The organism is Streptomyces sp. NPDC033216, from assembly GCF_055577115.1.
Genome location: NZ_JBVIQK010000007.1, coordinates 166,992 through 182,660, shown reverse-complemented (window position 1 = coordinate 182,660; position 15,669 = coordinate 166,992). Strand labels below are relative to the sequence as shown.

The window sequence follows — 15,669 nt, the reverse complement described above, 5'->3', positions numbered from 1 at the left end:
GACGACCTAAGATGATCAACGTGTCCGACCAGCCCGCACCCCGGTCCCTCATCGTCACGCTCTACGGCGCGTACGGCCGCTTCGCGCCGGGCCCGGTGCCCGTCGCCGAGCTGATCCGGCTGCTGGCCGCGGTAGGTGTCGACGCTCCCTCGGTGCGCTCCTCGGTGTCCCGGCTGAAACGACGCGGTCTGCTGCTGCCGGCCCGCACCGCCCAAGGCGCCGCCGGGTACGAACTGTCCGCGGAAGCACAGCAGTTGCTGGAGGACGGCGACCGTCGCGTCTACGCCACCGCGCCCCCCGAGGACGAGGGCTGGGTGCTGGCGGTGTTCTCGGTGCCGGAGTCGGAGCGGCAGAAGCGGCACGTGCTGCGTTCCCGGCTGGCGGGTCTCGGCTTCGGCACGGCCGCCCCCGGTGTGTGGATCGCCCCGGCCCGGCTGCACGAGGAGACCCGGCACACCCTGGAGCGGTTGGGCCTGGACGCCTACGTCGACTTCTTCCGCGGCGAGCACCTTGGCTTCGCACCGACCGTGGAAGCCGTCGCCCGCTGGTGGGACCTGGCGGCCATCGCCAAGGAGCACGAGGCGTTCCTCGACCGCCACGCGCACGTGCTGCACGCCTGGGAGCGGCGCACGGACACCCCGCCGGAGGCGGCGTACCGCGACTACCTCCTCGCTCTGGACGCCTGGCGCCACCTGCCCTACGCCGACCCCGGTCTGCCCGCCGGGCTGCTCCCCGGGGACTGGCCGGGGGCACGCTCGGCAGCCGTGTTCCAGGGGCTGCACGGACGGCTGCGGGACGCGGGCGCCGAGTTCGCGGGCCTGCTCCCCGGCGCCTGAGCGGACCGTCGTCAATTCCCCAGTGTGAGGCGCTGTTTGGGGGCGTCCGTACGACCGGTGCGCGGCGGCCGGCTGCCCGCCCGGTACGGCGCCGGCCAGACGGCGCCCGGCCCGTCGTAGCCCTGTTCGGCGGCCGCGTGCAGCGTCCATTGCGGGTCGTACAGGTGCGGGCGGGCCAGGGCGCACAGGTCCGCCCGTCCGGCCAGGAGCAGCGAGTTGACGTCGTCCCAGGAGGAGATCGCGCCGACCGCGATCACCGGCACGCGCGCCTCGTGCCGGATCCGGTCCGCGAACGGCGTCTGGTACGACCGCCCGTACGCCGGGGTCTCGTCGGCGACGACCTGCCCGGTGGAGACGTCGATCGCGTCGACGCCGTGCGCGGCGAAGGCGCGGGCGATCTCCACGGCGTCCTCGGCCGTGGTCCCGCCGTCGGCCCAGTCGGTCGCGGAGATCCGTACGGTCATGGGCCGCTCCTGCGGCCACACGGCCCGTACGGCGTCGAAGACCTCCAGGGGGAACCGCAGTCGCCGCTCCAGCGAGCCGCCATAGGCGTCGGTGCGGCGGTTGGTCAGCGGGGAGAGGAAGCCGGACAGCAGGTAGCCGTGCGCGCAGTGCAGTTCGAGCAGGTCGAACCCGGCCCGCGCGGCCCGCCAGGCCGCCGACGCGAACTGCTCGCGCAAGTCGGTGAGTTGCGCCCGGCCCAGCTCGCGCGGAATCTGACTGCCGGGCCGGTACGGCAGTGGAGAGGCGGCCACGAGGGGCCAGTTGCCGTCCGGCAGGGGCTCGTCCATGCCCTCCCACATGAGCCGGGTGGAGCCCTTGCGCCCGGAGTGGCCGAGCTGCACGCCGATCGCGGTGCCCGGCGCCCGCTCGTGCACGAAGTCGGTGATCCGCCGCCAGGCCGCGGCCTGTCCGCCGGTGTAGAGGCCGGCGCAACCGGGCGTGATGCGTCCCTCGGGCGACACGCACACCATCTCCGTCATCACCAGCGCGGCCCCGCCGAGTGCGCGGGCACCGAGATGGACGAGGTGGAGGTCGCCGGGGACGCCGTCGGCCGCCGAGTACATGTCCATGGGCGACACCACGACCCGGTTGCGCAGGGTCAGACCGCGCAGCCGGAACGGCGTGAACATCGGGGGTGTGCCGGGCGGGCAGCCGAACTCCCGCTCCACGTCCTCGGTGAAGCGCGCGTCGCGCAGCCGCAGGTTGTCGTGGGTGACGCGGCGGCTGCGGGTGAGCAGGTTGAACGCGAACCGGCGCGGCGGCTGGTCGACGTACAGGCCGAGGTTCTCGAACCACTCCAGGCTGGCGAGGGCGGCACGCTGGGTGGAGGCGACGACCGGCTTGCGTTCCTCCTCGTAGGCGGTCAACGCCGTCCGCAGGTCGGCATGTTCCTCCAGGCATGCCGTCAGGGCCAGGGCGTCCTCGACGGCGAGCTTGGTGCCGGAGCCGATGGAGAAGTGGGCGGTGTGGGCGGCGTCGCCCAGCAGCACCACATTTCCGTGCGACCAGCGCTCGTTGACCACCGTGCGGAACGCCGTCCACGCCGAGTTGTTGGACCTGAGCCGCTGTCCACCGAGCGCGTCCGCGAAGATCTTGGCGCAGCGTTCGATCGACTCCTGCGGGGCGACCTCGTCGAATCCGGCCGCGTGCCAGACCTCCTCGCGCATCTCGACGATGACGGTGGAGGCACCGCATCGGTTCCGTGGCCCGGACGGCCCCGCCGAGGGGTGGTGGTCGGCAGCCGGGCGGGCGTACGGATAGCCGTGCAGTTGCATCACGCCGTGCTCGGTCTCGGCGATCTCGAAGCGGAAGGCGTCGAAGGCGAAGTCGGCGGCCAGCCAGATGTAGCGGCAGCGGTGGGCGGTCACGCGGGGGCGGAATACGTGGGCGTAGGTCTCGCGGGTGGCACTGTGCACGCCGTCGGCGGCGACGACCAGGTCGTAGGTCTGCGCGAGGCTCTCGGCGGGCGGCGCCTCGGCGTGCGGGCGCAGGTCCACGCCGAGGGCGTGGCAGCGGGTGTGCAGGATCTCCAGGAGGCGCTCTCTGCCCAAGGCGGCGAAGCCGTGGCCTCGGGCGGTGTGGCGGGTGCCTCTGTGGACGATGTCTATGTCGTCCCAGCGGGTGAGGTTCCGCCGGAGGGCCTCGTGGACGACGTGGTCGGCGTGTTCTATGCCGCCGAGGGTTTCGTCGGAGAGGACCACTCCGAAGCCGAAGGTGCGGTCGGGCGTGGTGCGTTCCCAGAGCGTGACCTCGCGGTCGGGGACGCGGCGTTTCAGGAGGGCCGCGGTGTAGAGCCCGCCGGGGCCTCCACCGATGACGGCGATGCGTGGGGGGTGGTGGGGGCCGTCGTGGGGCGGGCGCGCCGTGGTGGCTGGTAGCGCCCCTTCGGGTGAGGACACTTACCGCCCCTTCCACTTGGGGGGGCGTTTTTCCTGGAAGGACCGGTGGAACTCCGCGTAGTCCTCGCCGTTCATCAGGAGGGCCTGGGTCGCGGCGTCCAGTTCGACCGCTGCCGAGAGCGGCATGTCGAGTTCGGCCGTGAGAAGGGCCTTCGTCTGGGCGTGGGCGAGGGCCGGGCCGTCGGCGAGGCGGCGGGCCAGGCGGTGGGCGGCCTCGTCGGCGTCGGTCTCCTCCGCCAGTTCGCTGATCAGGCCGATCCGCTCCGCCTCGGGGGCACGGACCGGTTCGCCGAGCATCAGCAGACGGGTGGCGTGGCCGAGGCCGACGACGCGGGGCAGGAGGTAGGCGGCGCCCATGTCTCCGCCCGAGAGGCCGACGCGGGTGAAGAGGAACGCGAAGCGGGCACTGGGGTCGGCGACGCGGAAGTCCGCGGCCAGGGCCAGCACCGCGCCCGCCCCGGCGGCCACCCCGTGCACGGCCGCGATCACCGGGAACGGGCACTCCCGTACGGCCCGGACGACCTGGCCGGTCATCCGGTTGAAGTCGAGGAGCTGGGCGGTGTCCAGGGCGAGGGTGGCGCCGATGATCTCCTCGACGTCTCCGCCGGAGCAGAAGCCGCGTCCCTCGCCGGCCAGCACCAGGGCGCGCGCGGAGCGTTCCCTGGACAGTTCGGCGAGCAGATCGCGCAGGTCGGCGTAGGCGCCGAAGGTGAGCGCGTTGAGTTTCTCGGGGCGGGCGAGGGTGACGGTGACGACGCCGTCGGTGTGGGTGACGCGCAGATGGTGCCAGTCGGAGGTGCGGGCGGCGGAGCCGGTGAAGGGACTCATGAGGGCGGCCTCCTCGGCGAGCGGTCACCTTCGAAGTTATCACTGGAATGTGACCGTCGTCAGGAGTGCGCAATAAGGCGAACGGGTAAGCGAACGGTGTCCACGCGTGACCGGTCCGCGTCACATGCGTCACCGGTCGTCGATAACGCGGTAACAGCGGGACCAGGGGTGTGCGCGGGACCGTTGTGCCGGGTAGGCCGACCGGTGCCGGGCCGTCCCGTACGGCGGCCGGTCTGGGCCTCTGGCGGAGGCCGCCGTACCATTCCTCAAATCGAAAGCAGGACCGCCTGATGTCGTCCACGGGAACCTGCGCCATGAACGGACTCGCCTTGCACGAACGCCCCTCCGCAGCCGCCTCCTGGCGTATCGCGCTGCCGCACTCCGCCGCGGCCGTGCCGGTGGCCCGTGCCCTGGTCCGCACGGCGCTGGCGGAGCTCGAACACGGGGCGGACAGCGATACGGCGGAGCTGCTGACCGCCGAGCTGGTGGCGAACGCCGTGGAGCACACCGCCGGGGACGATCCGATAGAGCTGGTGGTGCAGCTGCTGCCGACCGGCTGCCAGGTCGAGGTGCACGACCCCGACCCGGTGCCGCCCGGCGACCTGACCCGCCCGGTCGTCGGCCAGGAGCCCGACCCGTGGCAGGAGCACGGGCGCGGGCTGCTGCTGATCCGCGCGCTCAGCTCGTCCTGCGGTCACCGGCCGACGGAGACCGGCAAGGCGGTGTGGTTCCGGCTGGCCGCGGTTCCGCCGCAGGGGGGCCCTCGTCCGGGGTGAACCGGGCCCTATCGGGCCAGCGTCGCCACCAGCACGGCCTTGATGGTGTGCAGCCGGTTCTCGGCCTCGTCGAAGACGATGGAGTGCGCCGACTCGAAGACCTCGTCGGTCACCTCCAGCGAGTCCAGACCGTGCCGGTCGTGGATCTCGCGGCCGACCTTGGTGCCGAGGTCGTGGAAGGCGGGCAGGCAGTGCAGGAACCTGACGTCGGGGTTGCCGGTGGCGCGCAGGACGTCCATGGTCACGGCGTACGGGGCGAGGGCCTCGATCCGCTCGTCCCAGACCTCCTTGGGCTCCCCCATGGAGACCCACACGTCGGTGGCGACGAAGTCGGCGCCGCGCACGCCCTCGGCCGGTGACTCCGTGAGGGTGACACGCGCACCGCTGGTGACGGCCAGCTCGTGCGCGCGGTCGACGATCTTCTGGGCGGGCCAGTAGGCCTTGGGTGCGACGATGCGCACGTCCATGCCGAGCAGCGCACCGGTGACCAGGTAGGAGTTGCCCATGTTGAAGCGGGCGTCGCCGAGGTAGGCGAAAGTGATCCCGTGCAGTGGCTTGGCGGTGTGCTCGGTCATGGTGAGCACGTCGGCGAGCATCTGGGTGGGGTGCCAGTCGTCGGTGAGGCCGTTGTAGACGGGCACGCCGGCGTGTGCGGCCAGTTCCTCGACCTTGGCCTGACTGTCGCCGCGATACTGGATGCCGTCGTACATCCGGCCGAGCACGCGCGCGGTGTCCTTCACGGACTCCTTGTGGCCGATCTGCGAGCCGCCCGGATCGAGGTACGTGGTCGAGGCGCCCTGGTCGGCGGCGGCGACCTCGAACGCGCAGCGGGTGCGCGTGGAGGTCTTCTCGAAGATCAGCGCGATGTTCCTGCCGCTGAGGTACCGCGTCTCGGTCCCGGCCTTCTTGGCCGCCTTCAGCTCGGCGGCCAGCTCGATCAGCCCGCGGAACTCCTCCTGGGTGAGATCCAGCTCCTTGAGGAGGTGGCGGCCGGCGAGGGCGGTCGGGACTGTCGCCATGGGGCGCTCCAGAGGTGCGGTGAACAGGTTCGGTGGCAGGTCGTTCGGTGACATGTTCGAGAAGGAGAATGCCTGGAAGTCTATACGACTGTAAGCATTTATATACAGTCGGGGGCTCACGGGCGGCCCGCCCGCTCCCTCACCGAGGACTACACCGGGCCCCGCTCCACCGGACAGCTCATGCAGCGCGGTCCGCCCCTCCCCCGGCCCAGCTCGCTGCCCGGGATCTCTATGACCTCGATGCCCTGCTTGCGCAGATGGGTGTTGGTGGTGGCGTTGCGTTCGTAGGCGACGACGACGCCCGGCTCGACGGCCAGGACGTTGCAGCCGTCGTCCCACTGCTCTCGTTCGGCGGCGTGCACGTCCTGGGTGGCGGTCAGGACGCGGATCTCGCTGAGGCCGAGGGCGGCGGCGATCGCGCGGTGCATGTGCTCCGGCGGGTGGTCGGTGACCTTCAGCTCCTTCTCGCCGACGCCCGGCTCGATGGTGTACGAGCGGAGCATGCCGAGGCCCGCGTACTGGGTGAAGGTGTCGCCGTCGACCATCGTCATCACGGTGTCGAGGTGCATGAAGGCGCGCCGCTTCGGCATGTCGAGGGCGACGATCGTGGTGGCCGAGCCCGCCGCGAACAGCTTGTGGGCGAGCATCTCGACGGCCTGGGGGGTGGTGCGCTCGCTCATGCCGATGAGGACGGCGCCGTTGCCGATGACGAGAACGTCCCCGCCCTCGATGGTGGAGGGGTAGTCGGCCTGCCCCTCGGACCAGAGGTGGAACTCCTCGGGTCGGAAGAGCGGGTGGTAGCGGTAGATCGCCTCGAAGTGCACGGTCTCGCGCTGCCGGGCCGGCCAGCGCATCGCGTTGATGGAGACGCCGTCGTAGATCCAGGCGGAGGTGTCACGGGTGAACAGGTGGTTGGGGAGGGGACCGAGGAGGAAGTCGTCGAGCTCCATGGCGTGGAAGCGCACGGAGGTCGGCTCCGGGTGCGCGTCGAGGAACTCCCTCTTGGTCATGCCGCCGACCAGGACCTCGGCCAGGTCGGGCGCGGCCAGGTTCTCGAAGGCCGCGCGGAGGTGGTCGGTGGCGAGCACCCCGTACTCCTTCTCGTCGAAGACCCGGTCCAGGACGAGTGCTCGGGCCGCCGGGATCTCCAGGGCCTCGGTGAGCAGATCGCCGAAGAGGTGGACGGCGACGCCGCGGTCACGCAGGACGTCCGCGAAGCCGTCGTGCTCGACACGCGCCCGGCGCACCCAGAGCACGTCGTCGAAGAGAAGTGCGTCCTTGTTGCTGGGGGTGAGCCTTTTGAGCTCGAGATCCGGCCGGTGCAGGATGACGCGGCGCAGCCGCCCGGCCTCGGAGTCGACATGGAAACCCATGCCTCCATCCTGACCACCGGGGCCCGCCTTCACCCGCCACTGGCCCGATTCCGTCTCACCTTGTTTTCGTCCCCTTGACGACAAGTCGGCTCCTCGATTATCGTCCCAGTGACGACAATAGTTCGAACGAGGGGGACCCGTGGCCGACATCACCCGGCGCCTGGGCTGGCGCCACCTGCGGGGCGCCCCGACGGCGCACATCCGCCACCACCGCTCCGGCACCCTGGTGCACGACGGTCCCGGACTCAGCTTCTGGTTCCGCCCGCTGACCGCCGCCCTCTCCGAAGTCCCGGTGGACGACCGCGAGTTGGCCATGACCTTCCACGCCCGTACGGCGGACTTCCAGGACGTGGCCGTACAGGCGACCGTGACCTACCGGGTCAGCGATCCGGCGCTCGCCGCCGCCCGCCTCGACTTCTCGATCGACCCGGACACCGGGGTCTGGCGCGGCGCTCCGCTGGAGCAGCTCGGCACCCTGCTGACCGAGACGGCCCAGCAGCACGCGCTGGACGTCCTCGCCCGTACGCCACTGTCGGCGGCGCTGGTCGACGGGGTGACGGCGGTGCGTGAGCGGGTCGCCGCCGGGCTTTCGGCGGAGCCCCGGCTGCCCGCCACCGGCATCGAGATCGTCGCCGTGCGCGTGGTGGCACTCCGGCCGGAGCCCGAGGTGGAACGGGCCCTGCGCACCCCGGCGCGCGAGCAGATCCAGCAGGAGGCGGACCGGGCGACGTACGAGCGCCGGGCGGTGGCCGTCGAGCGGGAACGGACGATCGCCGAGAACGAGCTCGCCAGCCAGATCGAACTCGCCCGCCGCGAGGAGCAGTTGGTCGACCAGCGCGGTACGAACGCCCGCCGCGAGGCTGAGAAGAACGCGGCGGCCGACAAGGTGCGCGCCGAGGCGGAGGCGGCACGCCTGGTACGGCTGGCGGAGGCGGAGGCGGCCCGTGCCGTCACCCTCGGCGACGCGGAGGCGACCCGGACGGTACGGCTGGCCCGCGCGGAGGCGGAGGCGGCCCGCGAGGTGGGCGAGGCGCGGGCGCGGGCCCAGGCGGCGTGGCTCCGGGTGCACGCGGACGCCGACATCGCGACCCTGCACGCCCTGACCGGCACCCGGCTCGCGGAGAACCTGCCGCACATAGACAGCCTGACCATCTCGCCGGACGTACTGACGGGACTGCTGGCCAAGCTGGGAGTCCAGGAGTGAGTCTGGCCCCGCGTGCGGTGCTGGTCCACCGCACCACGGAGTACGAGGAGTTGGTCGCCCGGCACGGCACGCACGGCCAGGCCGCCTTCTTCCTCTCCTCGCGGGGCCGGGACATCGAGGAGGTCGCCGAGCGTCACCGTCGCACCCGCCGGGCGCTGGCCGAGGTGACGGCGGCGATTCCCCTGGCCTGGCGCCAGAGTCGTGTCGAGCGGCGGGACCTGGACCGTTTCCTGTTCGCGCCGGAGGACGTGGTGGTCGTGGTCGGCCAGGACGGGCTGGTGGCCAACGTCGCCAAGTACCTGGCGGGTCAGCCGGTCGTGGGCATCGACACGGACCCCGGCCGCAATCCGGGTGTCCTGGTCCGCCACCGGCCCGCGGACACGGGGGCGCTGCTGACCGCCACCGACGGCGTCGAGGAACTGACCATGGTCGAGGCGGTCGCCGACGACACCCAGCGGCTGGTGGCCCTGAACGAGATCTATCTCGGCGCGGCCGGCCACCAGACCGCCCGCTACCGCCTGGGCCTCGACGGCGACGGGGGTGTCGCCGAGGCCCAGGCCTCCTCAGGGGTACTGGTCGGCACCGGCACGGGAGCCACCGGCTGGATCCGCTCGGTCCGGCAGCAGCGGGGCGCCGACGGCCCGCACCTGCCGGGCCCCTGCGAAGAGCGGCTCCTGTGGTTCGTCCGGGAGGCCTGGCCGTCCCCGGCCACCGGCACCTCCCTGGTCGCGGGCGAACTCGTGGCCGGCGCCCGGCTGACCCTCACCGTCGAGTCCGAAAGGCTCATCGCCTTCGGTGACGGCATCGAGAGCGACGCGGTGGAACTCACCTGGGGACAGCGGGTCACGGTGGGCGTGTGCGAGGAGCGACTGCGGCTGGTGGGATGACCCCACCAGCCGCAGGGCCCCTCGCGCGGATCACGCCAGGACAGCGGCCGGACCCGAAGGTTTCCGGCCGCCTCCCCGGTCACAGCCTCGGGTCCACCGGCTCCGACTCCAGCGCGAGCACGCCGAACACCGCCTCGTGCACGCGCCACAGGGGCTCGCCCTCCGCCAGCCGGTCCAGGGCCTCCAGGCCGAGGGCGTACTCGCGGATCGCCAGGGAGCGCTTGTGGTTCAGGAAGCGCTGCCGCAGCCGGGCGAGGTTGTCGGGTCGCGTGTACTCCGGGCCGTAGATGATCCGCAGGTACTCGCGTCCCCGGCATTTGATGCCCGGCTGGACCAGCCGGCCCCGCTCTCCCCCGCTCCCGGCTTCGCTCGAGCCGGGAAACCCGCATCGCACCACCGCTCCCAGAGGCTTGACGACCATGCCCTCGCCGCCACGACCCGTCATCTCCAGCCACCAGTCGACGCCGGCCCGCACCGACTCGGGGTCGCCCGTGTCGACGTACAGGCGCCGGGTCGTCTGGAGGAGGCCGGTGCTGTCGTGCTCCACCAGCCGGTCCAGCAGGGTCAGTTGCTCGTCGTGGGGCAGGGCCGCGAGGCTGCGGCCCTGGACCGCGAGGATCTGGAACGGTGCCAGGCGGACACCCTCCAGGCCGTCCGTGGTCCAGCAGTAACGCCGGTACGCCTCGGTGAACGCGGCCGCGTCGGCGGCACGTTCACGCTGCCGGGACAGCAGGTCGCCGACGTCGACCCCGCGTGCGGCCGCGCCCTCCAGCGCCGCCAGGGTGTCCGGGAAGACCGCGCCGGACGCGGCGCCGACGGCCGCGTACTGCGAGCGCAGCAGTCCGGCCGCCTTCAACGACCACGGCATCAGCTCCGCGTCCAACAGCAGCCAGTCGGTGTCGAGTCCTTCCCAGAGACCGGCCTCGCCGACCGCCGTACGGAGCCGGTCGAGGATCCGCTCGGTGACGGACCCGTCGTCGAAGAAGGGGCGGCCGGTGCGGGTGTAGAGGGAGCCCGTCGGACCCTCCACGCCGAACCGCTTCCGGGCCGTCTCCGCGTCCCGGCAGACCAGGGCCACCGCCCGCGAGCCCATGTGCTTCTCCTCGCACACGACCCGCGCGACACCGTCCTCGGCGTACTGCGCGAACGCCTCCGCCGGGTGCTCCAGATACCCCTCCACGCGGCTGGTCGCCGTCGGCGCCATGGTCGGCGGCAGGTACGGCAGCAGGCGCGGGTCGACGGCGAATCGACTCATGACCTCCAGGGCCGCCGCGGCGTTCTCCTCCCGCACGGACACCCGTCCCGCGTGCCGGGTCTCGATCACGCGTCGGCCCTGCACGTCCTTCAGGTCCAGCGGGCGCCCGTCGAGCCCGCCCGGCGCCTCGGCCCGCAGCGGCCTCGCCGGCTCGTACCAGACCCGCTCGGCCGGTACGTCGACCAGCTCCCGCTCCGGCCAACGCAGCGCGGTCAGCTTGCCGCCGAACACGGCGCCGGTGTCCAGGCAGATGGTGTTGTTGAGCCAGCTCGCCTCCGGGACCGGAGTGTGGCCGTAGACGACCGCGGCCCGCCCGCGGTAGTCCTCCGCCCACGGGTAGCGCACCGGCAGGCCGAACTCGTCGGTCTCGCCCGTGGTGTCGCCGTACAGGGCGTGCGAGCGGACCCGGCCCGAGGTACGGCCGTGGTACTTCTCCGGCAGCCCCGCGTGGCACACCACCAGCCTGCCGCCGTCGAGGACGTAGTGGCTGACGAGGCCGTCGAGGAACTCCCGTACCTCGGTGCGGAACTCCTCACTCTCGCGGTCCATCTGCTCGATGGTCTCGGCGAGTCCGTGGGTGGGCTGGACCTTGCGGCCGCGCAGATGGCGGCCGTACTTGTTCTCGTGGTTGCCGGGCACGCACAGCGCGTCGCCCGATTTGACCATCGCCATCACGCGGCGCAGCACACCGGGGCTGTCCGGGCCGCGGTCGACGAGGTCGCCGACGAAGACGGCCTGGCGGCCCTCCGGGTGGACGCCGTCGACGTAGCCCAACTTCTCCAGCAGCGACTCCAGTTCGGCGGCGCATCCGTGGATGTCACCGACGATGTCGAAGGGGCCGGTGAGGTGGGTCAGGTCGTTGAAGCGCTTCTCGGTGACGACCGTGGCGTTCTCGATGTCCGCCACCCCCCGCAGGACGTGCACCTTGCGGAAGCCCTCCCGCTCCAGGTGCCGCAGCGAGCGGCGCAGCTCGCGGGTGTGCCGCTGGATGACCCGGCGCGGCATGTCGGCACGGTCGGACCGGGCCGCGTTGCGCTCGGCGCACACCTCCTCCGGCACGTCCAGCACGATCGCGATGGGCAGCACGTCGTACTGCCGGGCCAGGTCGATGAGTTGCCGTCGGGCGTCCTGCTGCACGCTGGTCGCGTCGACGACCGTGCGCCGGCCCGCCGCGAGGCGCTTGCCCGCGATGTAGTGCAGGACGTCGAAGGCGTCCCGCGAGGCGCTCTGGTCGTTCTCGTCGTCGGCGACCAGGCCGCGGCAGAAGTCGGAGGAGATGACCTCGGTGGGCTTGAAGTGACGCCGGGCGAACGTGGACTTGCCCGACCCCGACGCGCCTATCAGCACGACGAGGGAGAGGTCGGTGACGGGCAGGACACGGCCCTGCTCGGGGGTTTCCCGAGTGTCGCTCATGCTGCCTTCGCCTCCTTCTCGTCCGTGGTCCTCAGCGCGAAGACGGCCATCTGCGTCGGGGGGCCGACCTCGGGGTCGTCCGGTCCGACGGGCACGAACTCCACGTCGTAGCCGTGCCGCGCGGCCACTCCGCCGGCCCAGGTGCGGAACTCCTCGCGGGTCCACTCGAAGCGGTGGTCGCCGTGTCGGACGTGGCCGGCCGGGAGCGTCTCCCAGCGGACGTTGTACTCGACGTTCGGGGTGGTCACCAGGACCGTCCTGGGTCGGGCCGAGCCGAACACCGCGTACTCCAGGGCGGGCAGCCGCGGCAGGTCGAGGTGCTCGACGACCTCGCTGAGCACGGCCGCGTCATAGCCCTTGAGCCGGCTGTCGGTGTAGGCGAGCGAGCCCTGGAACAGCTGGACGCGGGAGGCCTGCCGTTCGCCCATCCGGTCCAGCTTCAGCCGCCGGGAGGCGATGGTCAGCGCGCGCATCGACACGTCGACGCCCACGATCTCCGTGAACCCGGGGTCCTTCAGCAGTGCCTGCACCAACTGGCCCTGGCCACAGCCCAGGTCGAGCACGCGGGCGGCACCGGACGCGCCCAGCGCGGCCACGATGGCGTCGCGGCGCTGCACGGCGAGCGGGGTCGGCCTCTCCTCCGTCTCCGCCTCGACCGCGTTGTCGATCTCCTCGACCGCACTGTCGTCGGTCTCGGCAAGTCGCACCAGCTCCAGCCGTTCCATCGCCTGCCGGGTCAGTGACCAGCGGCGCGACAGATAGCGGCTGGTGATCAGCTTCTGTTCGGGGTGGCCGGGCAGCCAGCCCTCGCCGGCCCGCAGCAGCTTGTCGACCTCGTCGGGAGAGACCCAGTAGTGCTTGGCGTCGTCGAGGACGGGCAGCAGGACGTACAGGTGCCGCAGGGCCTCGGCGAGCGTCAGCGCCTCGGACTCCAGCACGAGCCGCACGTACCGCGAGTCCCCCCAGTCCGGGAACTCCGTGTCCAGCGCGACCGGTTCGGCGCCCACCGACCAGCCGAGCGGCTCGAACAGGCGCCGGACCAGGGCGGGTCCGCCGCGCGCGGGCAGCGCCGGCACCTCGACGCGCAACGGTCGCGGCTGCGCCGGCAGTTCGGGCTTCGCCGTGCACACCCCGCGCATGGCGCTGGAGAAGACGCCGCTGAGCGCGACGGCGAGCAGCGAGGAGGCCGCGTACGGGCGGTCGTTGACGTACTGCGCGAGCGCCGCGTCGGGTGCGCCGCCGCGGCCCTTGCCCTTGCCCCGGCGGACCAGCGCCACCGCATCCACCTCCAGCAGCAGTGCCGCCGTGCAGCGTTCGGCGTCCGCCTCGGGGTAGAGGACGTGCGCCTTGCCGTAGGAGGTGGAGAACGCCTGCGCCCTGTCGGGATGCTTGTGCAGCAGGAAGCCCAGGTCGGTGGCAGGGCGTTCGGGGGTGCCGGTGGTGGTGATCGTCAGGAACACGGTGGTTGCCTCGGAAGGGGTTCGGAAGAAGCGAAAGCGCTGGTGGTGCGCCCGCGCGTTTTTCCAACGTACAGAGAACGGGGCGTGCGCACCGGGGATTTTCCCGCGCTACTCCGCCGCCCGCTTCCACGGCCGGACGCCCAGCCTTCCGGTGGTGCCGAGGTCCAGTCCGGGTGTCACGACGACCGGGTCGGCACCCGCCTCGGCCCGGACCCGGACGTACGGGACGTTCACCGCCGTGCCGCCTTCGGTGGTGTTGCGCCACACCAGAGCGGCGATCGCCTTCTCGCCCGGCTTCAGGGTGACGGGTCCGGGCGCCTCGTCGGGCCCGGCGCCGGTGGTGATCTCGCCGCTGCCCCTCAGGATCTCGACGCCGTCGACCGGCTCACGGTTGTCGTCCAGCAGTTCCAGCAGCGGGTAGCCGTTGACGGAGTAGTCGCGCGATCCGCAGTTCTCCAGGTGCAGACCCACCACACGCAGGCCCATCGCCGCGTCGCCCTGGTCGGCGGTGACCCGGACCCCGGAGGACGGACAGTGGCCCGCCTCGGCCGGTGCCTCGTCCGCCGGCACCTTGGTGACGTCGGCGACCTCGGCCCGCGTCACCGAGGACGATCCCGGCGCCCATCCCAGGCCGACGGTGCCGCGGACGGTCTTCCCCGGCCCGACCGCGCGCACGGTCTCGCGCTTGTTGCCCATCACCTCACCCGCGCCGTTGGTGAAGTTGACGAGGATCGTGTACGTCATCGCCTCCGTGCCCCGGTTGGTCACCTCGTACGCGGCGGAGATGCGCGAGTCGGCGGGCAGCCGGTCGGCGGTGACCGAGAGGCTGCGGTCGGGAGACGGTGCGGGCGACGGGATGGTCACCGAGGTGATCCGGACCCCGTCGACCCCCTCATCGGTCGCCTGGGTACCGGGTGACGGCGTAGCCGCGCCGATGCCGCTGGTCCGGTTGTCGGCGCGCTCCGCGCCACACGCCGAGAGCAGCAGGACGGCGGCGAGGGCCGGAAGGAGGAGGGGGGCGGGTCTGCGCATCCGGTCACCACATCAGGGTGCCGCCCCGCCGGCTGTGGTGGAGGCCATAATTCCGGTCACAGGGCTGTCACAGGCGCCCTCCGGTAGCCCGCCCGCGCGTTCCGGCACCGGACATCGTTGTCCGGTGCCGGAACGCGCGGGGTTCGCGGCGTCGTCACGGCAACTGCGACTGGACCTCGGCGGAGATCAGCTCCAGGTGGTCCAGGTCGTGCAGGTCGAGGACCTGGAGGTAGAAGCGTGTGGAGCCGATCTCGGCGTAGCGGCCGATCTTCTCGACGACCTCGGCCGGGGTGCCCGCCAGACCGTTCTTCTTCAGCTCGTCGACCTCGCGGCCGATCGCGGCGGCACGGCGGGCGACCTCCTGGTCGTCCTTGCCCACACACACCACGAGGGCGTTGGAGTAGGTGATCGCGTCGGCCGCGCGCCCCGCCTCCTCGGCGGCGGCCCGGACCCGGCCGAACTGCCGCTCCGTCTCCTCGATCGAGCCGAACGGCATGTTGAACTCGTCGGCGTACCGGGCGGCCAGCCGGGGTGTACGGCTCGCGCCGTGACCGCCGATCAGTACGGGGATCTTCGCCTGGGCGGGTTTGGGCAGTGCGGGCGAGTCCTCGAGCCGGTAGTGCTCGCCCTCGAAGTCGAAGGTCTGGCCGGCGTCCGTCGCCCACAGACCCGTGACGATCTCCAGCTGCTCCTCCAGGCGGCCGAACTTCTCCTTGGGGAAGGGGATGCCGTACGCCCGGTGCTCCTCCTCGAACCAGGCGGCGCCCAGGCCGAGTTCCACGCGGCCGCCGGACATCTGGTCCACCTGGGCGACCTGGATGGCGAGGACGCCGGGCAGCCGGAACGTGGCGGCGGTCATGAGCGTGCCGAGGCGGATGCGCCTGGTCTCGCGGGCGAGGCCGGCGAGGGTGATCCAGGCGTCGGTGGGGCCGGGCCGGCCGTCCACGTCACCCATCTTCAGATAGTGGTCGGAGCGGAAGAAGGCGTCGAAGCCGAGGTCCTCGGTGGCCTTCGCCACCGTGAGGAGGGTGTCGTACGTGGCGCCCTGCTGGGGCTCGGTGAAGATGCGGAGATCCATGTCTCCATCCTGCACGAGGGCCTGACGAGGGCCTCCTGGACCCCACCGCTCCCCCCTCGGACCGCCCGTCTCCGCCCGGAGTGGGCATGCGGCTGCGTACGCCGGG

General features: G+C 72.1%; 12 protein-coding genes. 4 read left to right on the top strand and 8 right to left on the bottom strand.

The window, feature by feature from the left end:
- Positions 1–11: 11 nt before the first annotated feature.
- Positions 12–836 (top strand): PaaX family transcriptional regulator, encoded by an 825-nt coding sequence (locus tag ACZ5Y0_RS16315; protein ID WP_469129323.1) that lies wholly within the window; start codon positions 12–14, stop codon positions 834–836.
- 11 nt (positions 837–847) lie between these two features.
- Here ACZ5Y0_RS16315 and ACZ5Y0_RS16310 read toward each other — a convergent pair whose 3' ends face one another.
- Positions 848–3,238, bottom strand: coding sequence for a bifunctional salicylyl-CoA 5-hydroxylase/oxidoreductase (locus ACZ5Y0_RS16310; protein WP_469129322.1), 2,391 nt, complete (start codon positions 3,236–3,238; stop codon positions 848–850).
- The gene (locus ACZ5Y0_RS16305; RefSeq protein ID WP_469129321.1) at positions 3,239–4,066 is read right to left on the bottom strand and encodes an enoyl-CoA hydratase family protein; all 828 of its coding nucleotides are present in this window, start codon (positions 4,064–4,066) and stop codon (positions 3,239–3,241) included. It abuts the gene before it with no gap.
- A gap of 314 nt (positions 4,067–4,380) precedes the next feature.
- On the opposite strand from ACZ5Y0_RS16305, the gene ACZ5Y0_RS16300 reads away from it, so the two are divergent.
- Positions 4,381–4,842 carry an ATP-binding protein gene (locus ACZ5Y0_RS16300; protein ID WP_469129429.1) on the top strand — a complete coding sequence of 154 codons (462 nt, stop codon included), beginning with the start codon at positions 4,381–4,383 and terminating at the stop codon, positions 4,840–4,842.
- Between the two features lie 8 nt (positions 4,843–4,850).
- On the opposite strand, the gene argF is transcribed toward ACZ5Y0_RS16300, so the two are convergent.
- A complete protein-coding gene (gene argF / locus ACZ5Y0_RS16295) occupies positions 4,851–5,861 on the bottom strand; it encodes an ornithine carbamoyltransferase (protein WP_469129320.1) in 1,011 nt (336 codons plus the stop codon).
- Positions 5,862–6,010: 149 nt separating this feature from the next.
- On the bottom strand, positions 6,011–7,234 hold the full coding sequence (locus ACZ5Y0_RS16290) for an arginine deiminase (RefSeq protein WP_469129319.1): 1,224 nt from the start codon (positions 7,232–7,234) through the stop codon (positions 6,011–6,013).
- 139 nt (positions 7,235–7,373) lie between these two features.
- Here ACZ5Y0_RS16290 and ACZ5Y0_RS16285 point away from each other — a divergent pair, with 139 nt between their 5' ends.
- Entirely contained in the window at positions 7,374–8,438 is a 1,065-nt protein-coding gene (locus tag ACZ5Y0_RS16285; protein WP_469129318.1) for an SPFH domain-containing protein, read from the top strand.
- On the top strand, positions 8,435–9,325 hold the full coding sequence (locus ACZ5Y0_RS16280) for a hypothetical protein (protein ID WP_469129317.1): 891 nt from the start codon (positions 8,435–8,437) through the stop codon (positions 9,323–9,325). Before ACZ5Y0_RS16285 ends, ACZ5Y0_RS16280 begins: the two co-directional genes overlap by 4 nt.
- Before the next feature lie 79 nt (positions 9,326–9,404).
- Here ACZ5Y0_RS16280 and ACZ5Y0_RS16275 read toward each other — a convergent pair whose 3' ends face one another.
- From ACZ5Y0_RS16275 to ACZ5Y0_RS16260, 4 genes are all read right to left on the bottom strand, one after another.
- Positions 9,405–11,993 (bottom strand): polynucleotide kinase-phosphatase, encoded by a 2,589-nt coding sequence (locus tag ACZ5Y0_RS16275; protein WP_469129316.1) that lies wholly within the window; start codon positions 11,991–11,993, stop codon positions 9,405–9,407.
- Complete coding sequence (locus tag ACZ5Y0_RS16270) at positions 11,990–13,453, bottom strand: 3' terminal RNA ribose 2'-O-methyltransferase Hen1 (RefSeq protein ID WP_469129315.1); 1,464 nt, start codon at positions 13,451–13,453, stop codon at positions 11,990–11,992. Before ACZ5Y0_RS16270 ends, ACZ5Y0_RS16275 begins: the two co-directional genes overlap by 4 nt.
- 108 nt (positions 13,454–13,561) lie before the next feature.
- Positions 13,562–14,485 carry a DUF4232 domain-containing protein gene (locus tag ACZ5Y0_RS16265; RefSeq protein WP_469129314.1) on the bottom strand — a complete coding sequence of 308 codons (924 nt, stop codon included), beginning with the start codon at positions 14,483–14,485 and terminating at the stop codon, positions 13,562–13,564.
- Positions 14,486–14,639: 154 nt separating this feature from the next.
- The gene (locus tag ACZ5Y0_RS16260) at positions 14,640–15,563 is read right to left on the bottom strand and encodes an LLM class F420-dependent oxidoreductase (RefSeq protein ID WP_469129313.1); all 924 of its coding nucleotides are present in this window, start codon (positions 15,561–15,563) and stop codon (positions 14,640–14,642) included.
- Positions 15,564–15,669: the final 106 nt, after the last annotated feature.

Coding starts and splice junctions, on each gene's coding strand:
- ACZ5Y0_RS16315 (WP_469129323.1), top strand. CDS start 12: ATGATCAACGTGTCCGACCAGCCCGCACCCCGGTCCCTCATCGTCACG.
- ACZ5Y0_RS16305 (WP_469129321.1), bottom strand. CDS start 4,066: ATGAGTCCCTTCACCGGCTCCGCCGCCCGCACCTCCGACTGGCACCAT.
- ACZ5Y0_RS16300 (WP_469129429.1), top strand. CDS start 4,381: ATGAACGGACTCGCCTTGCACGAACGCCCCTCCGCAGCCGCCTCCTGG.
- argF (WP_469129320.1), bottom strand. CDS start 5,861: ATGGCGACAGTCCCGACCGCCCTCGCCGGCCGCCACCTCCTCAAGGAG.
- ACZ5Y0_RS16290 (WP_469129319.1), bottom strand. CDS start 7,234: ATGGGTTTCCATGTCGACTCCGAGGCCGGGCGGCTGCGCCGCGTCATC.
- ACZ5Y0_RS16275 (WP_469129316.1), bottom strand. CDS start 11,993: ATGAGCGACACTCGGGAAACCCCCGAGCAGGGCCGTGTCCTGCCCGTC.
- ACZ5Y0_RS16265 (WP_469129314.1), bottom strand. CDS start 14,485: ATGCGCAGACCCGCCCCCCTCCTCCTTCCGGCCCTCGCCGCCGTCCTG.
- ACZ5Y0_RS16260 (WP_469129313.1), bottom strand. CDS start 15,563: ATGGATCTCCGCATCTTCACCGAGCCCCAGCAGGGCGCCACGTACGAC.